A 14486-nucleotide genomic window follows, 5' to 3' on the forward strand; every position below is an offset into this window, starting at 1 on the left:
AGCTTGTATTTCAGCAGCAGTCTTTCGCCAAGAGTCATGGAAAACCTTAACTTAGATTTTCAGTTATCTTAGGTAGAATGCTAAACAAATAAAAAGCGCGCTAAGTTGAATTAACCCATCATTTTTTGTCGGGTGGTGTGGCTTTACCACTTAACCGACATCAAAATGGTAGATTGATTTAGCCGAACGTGCCATTCAAAAAAATTAGGATGACACAGAATTTTGAATGCCCTCGTAGCTTTATTGCGCGAGGTAAACTCCCGCCTACAAAGCTGAGGTTATATTGGTAGGTGAGGCTTTATGCCGCGCTTTTGGGTTTTCCTTTATTGCGCGCGAGATAAACTCCCGCCTACAAAGCTGGGGTTATATTGGTAGGCGGGGCTTTATGCCACGTTTTTGCCTTATTGCGCGCGAGGTAAACTCCCGCCTACAAAGCTGGGGTTATATTGGTAGGCGAAAAGAATTAGAATGACACCCATCTAAATAATTTTGGTTTTTCTTTATTGCGCGCGAGGTAAACTCCCGCCTACAAAGCTGGGGTTATATTGGTAGGCGGGGCTTTATGCCGCGCTTTGGAGTTTTACTTTATTGCGCGAGGTAAACTCCCGCCGACAGAAGAAAAACAATTAATCGATTAACCCTCAATAAAAAAGGCGCTTCCTTTACGGTAAGCGCCCTTCTTTTATTTCACTAATTACTTATTTTACGATTGTCATTTCGTCTAATAAGTTTTGTGCATTATCTACTTTATCCATTACCCACAGCATGTAGCGTGAATCAACATGGATTGAGCGATTAAGCTCTGGGTTGTAATCCCAATCACCAATAATACTTTCATAAACACCGTCAAACAGTAAGCCTACAAGTTCTGCTTTACCATTAAGTGTTGGCGAACCAGAGTTGCCGCCGGTAGTGTCTACATTCGATAAAAAGTTAACAGGTACTGTATTCATACCACCTGTGTAATCACCGTAAAGCTTGGCTTTAATTTGCTCTTGTAACTTTTTAGGTGCATTAAATGGGTCAACATCGGTGTTTTTAGCAAGTAACCCTTCAAGCGATGTAAACGGCGTTGCTACCAAGCCATCTTGAGGTGAGTAGCCGCCTACGGTGCCATAGGTTACTCGTAATGTGCTGTTGGCATCGGCGTATACGGGTTTGTTTTTAGCTTTGTTAAACGCAATGATTGCGCTCATTAGCTCTGGGCGAGCTGCTTGTAATTTACCTGCAAGTGCTTTTGATTTATCTTCCTCAGTTTTCATTACTTTAAAGATTGCTTTAGCGTACTGCACAAATGGGTCTTGGCTTTGATTTAGCTGGCTAAACGATTGCTCAAATAATGAAGTGCGAACAGTGGCATTATCAAGTCTTGACTGTTCATACATGTTGTCTAGCAACGCGCTTTGAGTTGCTTTATCAAACCCGTTTTGTACTTTAAATACGTTATCAACGTCGCTAAAACGCTCTTCTTTTGGAAGTGCTGCATATAGCTCTAAAAAGTGCAGTAAAATAGCTTTGTCTACTTTGCTATCATAACGGCGCGACATGCGCTCAAGCCCTGCTTTAATGCGCGGTAAGTCACGTTCTTGATAACCAGATTCACGCTCGCTATTTGGCTTTTGTTTTTCATAAGCTAAGCGGTATAAACGTCGTGCTGTGCTGATCATTTGTGAGCGGTGTACATAACCTAACATGCGGTCGCGTTCACTGTGCTCTTGTGATTGTGCAATTAGCTCAGATAGCTCACCCAATACGCTTCCGTATTGCTCTTTACGCTCACTGTCACTATTGATCCATTGTGTTAGGTCTTGCTCAAACTGTTTTTTGCGCTCAAGCATAGTGCCTTTTTTAAAGCTTTCGATCATCGAACCATAGTTTTTAATATAGTTGTTGTAACCTGCAATGGTGCTTTCGTAAGCAATACGCGCTTTACTGCCATCTTCTGAGTTTTCTTCAATAAGCGACACGTATTTTGAGTTATGTTCACGTGCTTTAGGGTAGCTGTCGTTAAATACGTTATCTACCTCTGTTGCTATACGGTATCGGTTAGTACGCCCTGGGTAGCCTGTAACCATTACAAAGTCGCCTTCTTGCACGCCTTTGGCACTTACTTTTAGGTAAGAGTTTGGTACGTAAGGTACGTTGTCTTCGCTGTACTCTGCTGGTTTTCCATCTTTGCCTACATAGGCACGGTAAAAGCCAAAGTCGCCTGTGTGGCGCGGCCACATCCAGTTATCTATATCGCCACCATATTTACCTACGCCCATTGCCGGTGCGTAAGATAAGCGTACGTCTTTTATTTCAAGTGATTTAATTAAGTAAAACTCTAAACCACCGTGAAACGAATATACATTACAACGATAGCTTTCGTCGGCTTCACACTGGGCTATTAGTGCTTTTTCGTTTTTTTCGAGTGCATCGTAGCGTGCTTTTGCTGTTAGCTCGTTAGTACCTTTAATTACTTCATCTGTTACGTTAGTAACCGTTTTAGTTACATATACGCGTGAGCCCGGCGCTGCTGGTAAATCTTCAGCAGGACTTTTAGCTAAAAAGCCATTTTCTAAAATGTTGTTTTCAGGCGTTGAGTTATATTGTACCGAGCCATAAACACAGTGATGGTTTGTAACCACTAAGCCTTTTGGCGATACAAACGATGCTGTACAGCCACCTAGGCTAATTACCGCATTCATTGGGAATTCGGTTAATTTAGAAATAGATTCAACATCAATTTCAAGCCCTTTAGCTTTTAAAATTGATTCTAATTCTGGAAGTTGATGTGGTTGCCACATGCCTTCATCGGCAATGGCGCTACTTGAAAGTGATAGTGAAAATGTGGCTGCTAATGTAGCTACAAGAGGTTTTAAACGCATTATAGAATCCTTTTTATTAGTTTCTATAACAGGTTACTCGCGATGCGATAATAAGGTCAATAGCCGTGTAATGATTTGTTACAATCGAGTGTTTAATCTTACTTTTTATTTAAAATTAATTGAAAAATCAAGAAACTGCTTTGCTGGTATTGGCTTACTAAAATAAAAGCCTTGCATAAAATCACAGCCTAATTCGTTTAATAAAGTGTGTTGCTCTTTTGTTTCTACGCCTTCGGCAACCACTGTCAGCCCTAAACTGTGCGACATAGCAATGATTGCTCTCACTAGATTGCAATCTTCATTATTTAACACAATCCCATCTATAAAACTTCTGTCTATTTTGAGTACATTAAAAGGATACTCTCTTAAATAACTTAATGACGAATAACCTGTACCAAAATCATCCATTGATAAGTTAATGCCTAATGCCGTAATTTCAGTCAATATATCAACAACATTAGTATGGCAACTCATCAATACTCCCTCAGTAATTTCAAGCTCTAAACTTTCGGGATTTACTTCAGCGTCGATCAATGAATTTTGAATAAAGCGAAGTAACCCCTCATCTCTAAACTGACGAGGAGATAAGTTAACTGCCATTGTATATTTTTGTTCGCGTTTACAGGTGCTTTGCCACTCATTTAAAAAATGTAATGCTTGGCTAATTACAAATTTACCAATAGGTACAATTAATCCTGTATTTTCCGCTATAGGTATAAACTCATCGGGTGTTACATTCCCTAACTCAGGGTTATGCCAGCGTAATAACGCTTCTGCACCAATGATGTGTTTATTTTTAACGTCTAATTGAGGTTGGTAATATAGTTCGAATTCATTACGCTCAAGGGCACCACTCATTTGCTCTTCAATTGATAAACGCCGCTGGATTACTACATTCATTTGCTTTGCAAAAAAAGAATAGGTGTTTCGGCCTAATGCTTTAGCTTGATACATTGCGGTATCTGCGTTACGTAGTAAATCTGAAGCTGAACTACCATTATCAGGATACATAGCAATACCAGCACTTAACGTAACCATTAATTCGCGGCCTTCTATTTTAAATGGTTCTCTGAAACTTTTAAGTAACTTGTCTATTATACGCAGTGCGCTTTTTGCACAAGATAAGTCGTGTAATAATACAATAAACTCATCACCACCTAGTCGCCCTACTGTACCATTATCACTAATAATTTCCTGAAGTCTTGCAGCAGCTTCAATTAATAATTTATCGCCAACTTCATGCCCAAGTGAGTCGTTAATTTTTTTAAAATCATCTAAATCCAGAAAACAAACAGCGGCATTACCTTTATTTTCATCTGCATCTTTTAAAATTTTTGATAACTTATCTAGCGCTAAAAACCGATTAGGAAGTAATGTTAAGCTATCAAAATAGGCTTGATGGCGTATTAACTCATCTGATTTATGTTGTTCGGTAATATCACGAACAATAACCATGACTTGCTCATATTGAGGTACATGATTTACACGGGCTTCAAAATATACAGTGCCTTTGGGTAGCCTCAGTTCGTACTCAAAGCTAACCATTTCTTTTTGCTTTAATGCTTGGGCAATATTAACCTGAAATTTAATTGCAATTTCATCAGGCAATACAGCAAACATGCTTTTACCAATAAATTCGTCAGGATTAACATAGAGGTTATTTTCATTACTGGCGTGGTAGTCAACAATAGTGCCATCTTCTTGCATTAAGAAAAATAAATCAGGGATTGCTTCGAAAATGGTTTCGAGCATTTTTTCTTTGAAAATAGCCTGTCCTTGAGCTTTTTTTACATCGGTTAAATCAATATCTATGCAATACATTTGTTTAATATTATATTGATTAATAAACATTACATGGCTTGAAAACACACACACCTGCGTGCTATTTTTGCGCTGTAAGGTAATCTCCGCTGCAGGAATTTCTGTACCGTTGTTAAGCCAATTAGTATGAGCCGATACAACCGCATCTTGCATTGGGGTAGGAATAATTAAATCTTCAAGCTTTTGCCCAGCAGCTTCTTGTGCACTATAGCCGTAAAGATACTCACTGCCTTTATTCCAATAAATTACACGTCGTTGCTCATCATACCCCTGCACAGAAATAGCGCTAACCGCGTCAAATAGCTGATGAAGTGGATCGTTTATAACAAACTTATGGGTTAGCACATTTACAGCTTTATCTATTTTCATTGTCAGTCGATGATCCAAAAGAGCTTTGCTTTTGATAATAGTACTTAATGATTGTTTTTTCCTATGTCAGTTGTGTTTTAAATTTCAATTGATTTGTTTTTAGCAATAAAAAAGGAGCCTAAGCTCCTTTTAAAAACTAACTTAAATAAATAACGTATTATTTATCGGTTACATCATTTGGATGTTCAACACCAATCCACGCTTTAAATAATGCCTTTTGCGCAAGCGTTGCGTCTTTATCAGCAACTACTTTTTTTGGTTTATCAAAATCTTCTGATAGCACTAACGTTAAGCTCTCAAGTGCATCACGACGAAGATAGTCAATGGTTACCTTGTCGCCAGCTTTAAACGTCTCTAGGCTGGTTTTTAAATCTTTACCTACGTGATGTTTGTTTATAGCAACAATTTTATCATCGGTAGTTAAACCTGCTTTCCATGCGCTTCCACCACGGCGAACGTAACTTAACGTAAGTAACTCGCCTGTGTTTTTAGCGGTAGCATCAATACTTGCAAGCGCTTTTGCTTTTTCAGGTCGCTCAAATTTTAAGCCTACTTTAGTAAGTAAATCGTCAAAGTTGATATTGGCAGGCGATTCTACATTTTCCTGCCACCAGCTTGAGTAATCACGCCCTGTTAAGTCTTTTAAAATATTAAGCACGTCTACGTCTGTAAAACCGGCTGGCATTTTATGATTGTTATAAAGTGCTTTGTGCACGTCGCGATAGCTTATTTTACCTTGGCTTTTTTCAAGTAAGTCGATATCTAAAGCTAAAGAGAGTAACGAGCCCTCCGAATAAATGTTGGTGCTATAGTTACGTGCATGATCGCCACCTTGATTAATCCATTTATCAAAGCTTGTTTCGCTTGCGCTTTGCACTTCACGGCCTGGTGTTTGTAAATGGCGATTTATGGTTTTGCTCATCACTTTAAAAAATTCATCTGTGGTTTCAATACCAGAGCGAACCATTAAATGATCTTCAAAATAACTTGTTGAACCCTCTGCAATCCAAAGCAGTTTAGAGTAATTCATATTAGTGTAATCGTACGGCACTAAACCTTGAGGGCGGTATGCTTTAACATTCCACGTATGAACAAACTCATGCGCAGCGGTGCTAATAAAGGCTAGGTAATCTTCGCGGCTACCAAATCTATCGCGTGGACGTTGAATAATTGTTGAGTTTAAATGCTCTGTTGCACCACCAGCACCCGACGTAGCATGAACCATAAATACATAACGTTCATATGGATAGTCATCCCAAATTACATTACCAGTAGCAACTAATTTTTTAAGATCGGTAAGCATTTGCTCTACATCGTAGTTACCGTCGCCCCATATAACTAAATCGTATTCACGGCCATCTACTTCAAATGTGTGTAGTTGGTTAATACCCGTTTCGATTGGTGAATCAACAAGTACGTCGTAATCTGCTGCTTTAAATGAATTTTTGCCTTTTAAATTATCCATACCCGATACAGAGCGCCACTTTTTAGGCACTTCTAAATTAACGGTTACTGGCTCTTGGCGAAATGATTCACTAAACATAAAAAAGCCTGATGCATCTATAAATGCATGGCTGTCGTCAATGTGGCGAGCGCGCTTACCAAGCTCATTTGCATACACCTGGTAGTCAACATTAACTTCTGTTGGCTCATTAAGGTGTACACGCCATGTACTGTGATCAATTTTTTCCCATTTTAACTCTTTACCATCTTCATCTTTAGCTTTGAAGTAACGAATGCCATTGGCAAGGTTTAGCATTTCGTAGCGACCCGTTCGCCATGCAGGAAGTTTTATATCAAGATGTGCTTGCGCTGTTTTTGGAAACTCAACACTTACATCGCCTAAATGATGTTGTGGTTGCGAAATTTCTAAAGAATAATTTACATCGGCAAATACAGGTGCTGAACATGCAGCTAAAATAGATAGGGCTAATAACTTTTTCATAGAAACTCTTAGTGGAAACTTAATTGCCTGCAAGACTAGCAAGCCCCTATTTAAAAGTGAATTAAATACGACAAATTGCCCCGTATACGAGTTTATACGTAGTAGCTTATTAAAATTTCTAAGTTTTTTACTAGATAACTACACATAATAAAAATTTGTTGTAAACTGAAGATAATAAAATTAATTTGATGGCGGTACGCTTAGGTGTCTGAAAGATCTAATCCAACAGATAAAAAACTCAAACAAGCAATTGATGCTCGTATGGCTATTGAGAGTGCACGCAAACATCAAGTGGATATTTTGTGCGACTTTGCAGCTAAACTTTCGCTAAGCTGTAAAGGGCTTGATATTGAGTTAGATAATCGCCTTGCTAAATTTAGAAGTGCACTCAATAAAGGTATGAGCTTTGAAGACCTCTCCCCCCTTGTTAGTGAAACTTTGATATTACTTAAAAATCAAGAATCGATTCAGCAAGCTCAGCAACGTGATTTATTCAACAGTGTACAAAATGCAGGTAAACAGTTACAAAAAACTAAAGGTTTACCTGACGATACTCGCAGAGCCCTGAGAAATTTACTCGATCAAGAGATTAATAACGTTCAGTCAACCCATGGTTATATTCCGCTACTTGATCAACTTATTCTTTTTTATCATGAAGCATTGCTAACTAAGCAAGACCCTCAAGCCGATAATCAGCGCCCTGTAAAACAGGCTCGTGCAAAAAAACTACTTGAGCTAGCTAACGAACTTATACTTGAAGAAGAAGCTACACTACAAATTAATAGTATAAAAAATAATATTACAGAAAGTGACACAATCGATGCATTACTCGATGTTGCGATTAACATAATTGAAGTCGTAGTAAAAAACATTAGCAAAGAGCGTAAATCTGCACAAAGCTTTTTAGTTTCATTAAATCAAACCCTCGAAGATCTACATAATTCTATTGTCTCTACTAGTAGACACTCAGAATCGATGAGTATTGAGTTTGATTCGTTAAATAAAAGCATTGAACTAAAAATAAAAAACCTCAACGAACAAACACAAAAAGCAACGTCAATCTCATCTTTAAAAGAACTTGTAGATAACGAATTAAAATCACTAAGCGAAGATTTTCTAGCAAAAGAAAAGTTAGAACGAAAAGATAGAGAAATGCTTAGCACTAGCTTTAGTGAAATAAACAAACGAATTGTTACTTTAGAAGATAAGTTAACAACGTATAAAAAACGTTTAAACGAACAGCGCTTTAAAAGTTTACTTGATGGGCTTACAAAACTGCCTAACCGAGCTGCATTTGATGAACGTTACAATCACGAAATGCATTTGTTTAATGTGCAGCCATCAGATGTTACGCTTGCGGTTATTGATGTTGACCACTTTAAATCTATCAATGATAGATTTGGCCATACCGCAGGTGACATTACTTTACAGGTTATATCAAAAGCGTTGCAAAAATCGGTAAGAAAGTCCGATTTTATAGCGCGTTACGGCGGTGAAGAATTTGTATTGTTAATGCCAGGTGTGTCGCTTGAAAACGCAACATTACCTCTGGATAAAGTAAGAAAGGTAATTAAAAATATACCTTTTAAATTTAGAGAAAAACAAATTGAGATCACTATTTCGGTAGGTGCAACTCAGTTTAAAAAAGGCGATACTCTGTTAAAGGCATTTGATCGAGCAGATGATGCTCTTTACGAGGCCAAAAATTCAGGACGAGATAGACTTTGTACCAGTAAATAATGTCATAGCCATTATAAATTTTATGACAAGTAGTTTTTTACGATTTAGCAGTAAGGAGAACGTCTATGTTAATACAGTTAAACCCAACTGGGGTTTTAGATTTACTGTCGCAATTAGAAGTTGATTTATTAGAGCAATCTTCTGCTAGTGAGCGTTATAAGTTATTTAGAAACTGCGTACTAGCAGTGCTTAATGTAGGTAGCCATACCGACGAAAGTAGCGATATATACGACAAATACAAAGATTTTGATATTCGTTTAGTAAGCCGCGAACGAGGCATTAAAATTGAGCTTGAAAACCCACCCGAAACCGCATTTGTTGATGGCGAAATAATTACCGGAATTCACGAGCATATATTTTCTGTTATTCGCGATATTTTGTTTATTTGTCAAAAATACGAAAAAGATTTAAAAGAGCAAAAAGCCATTACTCATATGGTATTCGATATGCTCAGAAATGCCGGTGCTTTGCGTGTTAATAGCGAGCCAAGTATGGTTGTTTGCTGGGGCGGACACTCAATAAACGAAGTTGAATATAAATACACAAAACAAGTGGGTTACGAGCTTGGCTTACGTGGATTAAATATTTGTACTGGTTGTGGCCCTGGTGCCATGAAAGGCCCAATGAAAGGTGCCACTATTGGCCATGCAAAACAGCGCAATACCAATAACCGTTACTTAGGCCTAACAGAGCCAAGCATTATTGCTGCAGAGCCACCAAACCCTATTGTTAACGAATTAGTTATTTTACCTGACATTGAAAAGCGCCTTGAAGCTTTTATAAGAACAGCTCACGCTATTATCATTTTTCCTGGTGGCGCAGGTACTGCTGAAGAATTGCTATATTTATTAGGCATATTACTTCATCCAGATAACACCAAACAATGTTTGCCTGTGATTTTAACTGGCCCTAAAGAAAGTGAAGCGTACTTTAAAGAGCTGTGTGAATTTGTTGAAATGACGCTTGGTAAAGAAGCATTAGATAAGTTTGAAGTTATTATTGATAATCCTGAGTTAGTTGGACAAAAGCTAAGATCGGCTATGGCCAATGTTCGTGATTACCGTAAAAGTGAAGGCGATGCCTACTACTTTAACTGGACATTAAAAATAGATAACGACTTTCAACAACCTTTTGCACCAACACATGAAAATATGGCAAGTCTTGATTTACATCTTGATCAACCAAAACAGCTACTAGCAGCTAATTTACGCAGGGCTTTTTCAGGTATTGTTGCTGGAAATGTAAAAGACGAAGGCGTTAAAGCCATTAAGCAAAATGGTCCATATGTTTTAAGCGGCGAACCTGCCCTTATGGAAAATATGGATACGTTATTACAAGCATTTGTTGATCAAGGCCGTATGAAACTCCCTGGCAGCAAATACGTTCCGTGTTACAAAATAAAAGCATGAGTTTTATAGTTTGAAACCCCATTTACTTCTTATCGATGCGCTTAATTTAATTAGGCGCATTTACGCCGTTGACGCTAATCAAAAACATCACAGCGACGAGCAGATGATACAAACGTGTTGTTCTCGTGTAGCGCATGCATGTAAAAAGCTTTTAGATACCAGTAATGCAACCCATGCCATTGCTGTGTTTGATGGCGACAAAAGCTGGCGTTATCATTTTTATAAAGACTACAAACACTCGCGCGCGCCAATGCCCCAAGTATTAAAAGACGCCCTATTGCATTTTAAAACCGCAATTGAAGAAACCGGCATTGTTGTATTTGAGCCTATTAACGATGAAGCCGATGATATTATTGCAACGCTTGCGTTTAAGGCATCAAATAATCAAATAGCTAATACTGTTGTTTCTACCGATAAAGGCTTTTTACCGTATATAGGCCCTTATATTACAGTGTATGATTACTTTAAAAAACTTTATTTAGATGAGACAAGTATAAAAGAGCGCTTTGGTGTTGAACAAAATAAGCTTGTTGATTTTTGGGCTTTAGCGGGTGATAAGACAAATGATATTCCCGGCGTAAAAGGGATCGGTACTAAGTCAGCGCAGCAAATCGTTAATAACTACAATTCAATTGAACAAGCTGCAGAAGATGAGTCTTTAAGCCCGAGTATTAAAACAAAGCTAGCCGCTAATATGGATATGTACGTAATTTCAAAGCACCTAGTTAGTTTACGCACCGACATAAATTTAGGCTTTAGTTTAAAGCAGTTAAGGCTTAATTAATCGCAAGTTAATAGCCTCTAAACATTACAAAACGTATACTATTTATTAGTTACCGGAGTTAGAGTAAACCATATTGAAAAAATTTATCCGATATTTAATTTTAGGTTTAGGGCTATATGCGCTGATAGCTGCATTGGTGATCACTTTTTATAAAGACGATCCTCAGGCCATGATTTGGCAAGACCGCGAAGCTTTCAATAAGCGTTATATCGAAAAACTATCCCTTGAGAACCCTGTAACACTCAATAGTGTTCTTGATTATTTAGGCAGCCCCGATCTTACTTATGCTAAACGAGATGGCGAACAAGTGTTTCAGATAGTGTTTTACCGCACACAGCATATAACATCTGACGGTATAACCACCATGGATGAATGTACTGGGCTATTATTTAAAAATGGGCAGCTATTTTTATGGGGCCCGAGTGCATACAATAAATACCAAGAACAAAATTAGGTGAAGGTTTAATGGATGAAGCTGTTTCAACTACTTTAGAGCAGCTGCTTAATAATACGCAGCTGTTTTTAAGCTATTATAATAATAAACAAAAATGGACAGCTTTATACCCAATCGCAAGTAAGTTAGCTGAGCAATATAGAGTAATCTATGCTGAGCAGCCCTTCGCGTTACAAGCCCGATTGACGCTTTGCAACCCTAGTTATTCTTATGCCACAAATTTAGTTGTTAGTCAGAGTGTTATAACTGCAGCATTTTGTAAGTCTCAAAACTATAATAGTGCTCTAAGTGAGCTATATATAGCGGCTGCTCTCATTGAGCATTTATGTGTTGGAGCGCAATTAAACAAGCTCTGTGAGCAAACACCTTTTCAAGACTCTGATAAAAACATATGGAAAATGCGTCATCAGTTAGCTGCTAAAGTAATGTTATCCAGTGGCGATTCTGCTAAGCCCGTTACGCAATTATTAGCCAAGTTAAGTAAATATAAACAAGCATTGGTAAGTGCGCCTAAAATTATGCTTTACGATGGCGGTATTACCCTGATTGCTTTAGCAAATATTATTAGCATGAACATTACTAGTAATACGGCTAACAAACATATTAGTTTATTTAAAGCACTTACTGATTTGTACATTCGCACACCAAATTTGTTTGCACTACAGCTAATTAAATCGCTTATAGCGCATTTGGGGCCCTTATTACCGGGAAGCCGCGTTTTATATGCCGAGCAAACCATGATTTATTTAGCAACTGATACGCAGCAAAGGCATGTTTTAATTAGTACCGCTAATGCAAATAAATTAGCTTGGTATAGAGTAAAAGCAGCACTTAACGATAATCCAAAACAATGGCATTGCACTGACAAAACTATCAGCTTTAAAGTGTTTAACAGTGAACATGTTAAGTCAAAAAGTGAGGTTGAGGTTGATAAGGCACAGTCTTTACTTGAACTCATAAGTAATATTAAGCTGCAGCACGAATACAGCTATAAAGGATTAAGCCAGTTAATGGCGGCTCATCCCCAAGTAATTGCTAATTTATGTGAAGCAGTAAAGCCTTACAATAAAGAACATCAGGCCGCTAAAGACTTAAAACATAGTTTATCGATGGTCGGTTATTATAATGCACCTGCAATAATTCAACGGGTTGTTTTTGAACAGTTAGTTAATGTAACCCCACATCCTTTACAGACTTACGTGACTAACCGGTTAAATGGTTTAGTTAAAATAATGGCTTTATTGGTAAGTAAAAATAAACACGAGCAGTTTGAGCATATCACTTTACCTTTATACGCTTACGTCCATTTTTTATTAACACACTGTAGTACACAGCTTTCTCGTAAAACACTTATTGACGACACTCCAAATAAAAAACTGAGTGCGCCGATGTGTTCATTTTTTGGGGTAAATGTAATTAATAGTGAGCAACTAACACAACAGCTTACTCATTTATTAAGTGACAACCCCTGGACAGCTAAGCTGTTAGAAGCAGAGCAAACACCTAAAAAACATTTAACTGATTCTCATAAACTCTGGATCACACTTAAAATTGTTGCTCAAAATGTGTTTAAACCAGAACTTGCGCTCACTGCGTGGCAGCAGCAAACGTTACTTGAGCAACTAAAAATACTCAATTGGCACAACCCAACAGATTTTTTTCTACAATTAGAATCTCTTGAGTTATTTGATAGCATTTAATTTATGCAAAGCTGATTAAGCAAAATTCTGGTTATTTAACATATCTATACCCATTATAAGTTTCATGTATACCCAGTATTTTTTGTATAAACTAGCAAAATGGGTGATAAATTGGTATAAATGCGCCCTTAAATTTTCAAGCACGTTCACATAAATGATCTAACAAGCGATTACTCTCTCAGGGTAATAATTTATGTGCAAATCAAACTCTTTAAAGGAAAAGTCAATGGCCAAACAAACCATCACAGTGATCAAAGGCGACGGCATCGGTCCGAGCATTATCGACTCAGCACTTGAAATATTAAAAGCCGCAGGTTGCGACTTTGATTATGAATTTGTTGATGCTGGCCTAGCTGCACTTGAAAAAACAGGTGAGTTACTTCCACAAGACACGGTTGATACAATAGCTAAAAACAAAATCACTCTTAAAGGCCCATTAACTACGCCTGTAGGCGAAGGTTTTACGTCTATTAACGTAACACTTCGTAAGCAATTTGGTTTATACGCTAACGTACGCCCTGTTAAATCATTTGTTGGTACTAAAGCACGTTACGACGATATCGATATCATTACTATTCGTGAAAACACACAAGGTATGTACTCAGGTGCAGGCCAAGTAGTAAGTGAAGACGGTAATGAAGCAGAAGCAAAATCGATAATTACGCGTGAAGGCGCAGAAAAAATCGTAACTTTTGCATACGAGCTAGCGGTACGTGAAGGTCGTAAAAAAGTAACTGCGGTTCATAAAGCTAACATTTTAAAATCAACTTCTGGTTTGTTTTTAAAAGTTGCACGTGAAGTAGCTGAGCGTTACCCACAAATTGAATCAAACGAAATGATTGTTGATGCAACGTGTATGAAGCTGGTAATGACACCTGAAGAGTTTGACGTAATTGTTACAACTAACTTATTTGGTGATATTTTATCTGACCTTTGTGCTGGTTTAGTTGGCGGTTTAGGTATGGCTCCAGGTGCTAACATTGGTGAAGACGCTGCAATTTTTGAAGCGGTACACGGTAGTGCTCCAGATATTGCTGGTAAAAACCTAGCTAACCCAACATCTGTAATTTTAGCGTCTATCCAAATGCTTGAGCATTTAGATATGGGCGATACAGCAGAGCGCATTCGTAGCGCTGTTGCTGATGTTATTAAATCTGGCGACCGTACAACTCGCGATTTAGGCGGCAGCCACGGTACAACTGATTTCACTCAATCAGTAATTGACCGTCTATAACTATTTACTCGTTATTAATTTAGAAAGCCCGCTAATTTAGCTAACACCGATCAGTTAAGGTATTTTTGATCGGTTGACCGATCTTTTGGTTGCTTCACAATACCCTTATCATCTTTTGATTATGAGGGTATTTTTATGCTTAGTCATTGGTTACTTGATA

Annotated in this window: 9 protein-coding genes; 6 read left to right on the forward strand and 3 right to left on the reverse strand. The window is 37.9% G+C overall.

The annotated features are described in order from the left end of the window. Positions 1–698: 698 nt before the first annotated feature. From I6F53_RS03240 to I6F53_RS03250, 3 genes are all read right to left on the reverse strand, one after another. Positions 699–2870 (reverse strand): S46 family peptidase, encoded by a 2172-nt coding sequence (locus I6F53_RS03240; protein ID WP_197238459.1) that lies wholly within the window; start codon positions 2868–2870, stop codon positions 699–701. A 105-nt stretch (positions 2871–2975) separates the two neighbouring features. Further along, positions 2976–5060: a bifunctional diguanylate cyclase/phosphodiesterase gene (locus I6F53_RS03245; protein WP_197238460.1), complete on the reverse strand. Its 2085-nt coding sequence runs from the start codon at positions 5058–5060 to the stop codon at positions 2976–2978. Between the two features lie 157 nt (positions 5061–5217). Continuing rightward, positions 5218–7005, reverse strand: coding sequence for a M61 family metallopeptidase (locus tag I6F53_RS03250; protein ID WP_197238461.1), 1788 nt, complete (start codon positions 7003–7005; stop codon positions 5218–5220). 204 nt (positions 7006–7209) lie between these two features. Here I6F53_RS03250 and I6F53_RS03255 point away from each other — a divergent pair, with 204 nt between their 5' ends. From I6F53_RS03255 to I6F53_RS03280, 6 genes are all read left to right on the forward strand, one after another. Then, positions 7210–8745: a GGDEF domain-containing protein gene (locus I6F53_RS03255; protein ID WP_007580677.1), complete on the forward strand. Its 1536-nt coding sequence runs from the start codon at positions 7210–7212 to the stop codon at positions 8743–8745. Between the two features lie 65 nt (positions 8746–8810). Continuing rightward, positions 8811–10154, forward strand: a complete 1344-nt coding sequence (gene ppnN / locus I6F53_RS03260) for a nucleotide 5'-monophosphate nucleosidase PpnN (protein ID WP_197238463.1) — start codon at positions 8811–8813, stop codon at positions 10152–10154. 10 nt (positions 10155–10164) lie between these two features. Continuing rightward, positions 10165–10938 (forward strand): flap endonuclease Xni, encoded by a 774-nt coding sequence (xni, locus tag I6F53_RS03265; RefSeq protein WP_197238464.1) that lies wholly within the window; start codon positions 10165–10167, stop codon positions 10936–10938. Positions 10939–11008: 70 nt separating this feature from the next. After that, positions 11009–11392 carry a DUF3192 domain-containing protein gene (locus I6F53_RS03270; protein ID WP_149592932.1) on the forward strand — a complete coding sequence of 128 codons (384 nt, stop codon included), beginning with the start codon at positions 11009–11011 and terminating at the stop codon, positions 11390–11392. A gap of 11 nt (positions 11393–11403) precedes the next feature. Next, complete coding sequence (locus I6F53_RS03275) at positions 11404–13092, forward strand: hypothetical protein (protein ID WP_197238465.1); 1689 nt, start codon at positions 11404–11406, stop codon at positions 13090–13092. Between the two features lie 226 nt (positions 13093–13318). Further along, entirely contained in the window at positions 13319–14326 is a 1008-nt protein-coding gene (locus tag I6F53_RS03280) for an isocitrate dehydrogenase (RefSeq protein ID WP_197238466.1), read from the forward strand. Positions 14327–14486: the final 160 nt, after the last annotated feature.

Source organism: Pseudoalteromonas sp. SWN29, assembly GCF_015864465.1.
Taxonomy (GTDB): domain Bacteria; phylum Pseudomonadota; class Gammaproteobacteria; order Enterobacterales; family Alteromonadaceae; genus Pseudoalteromonas.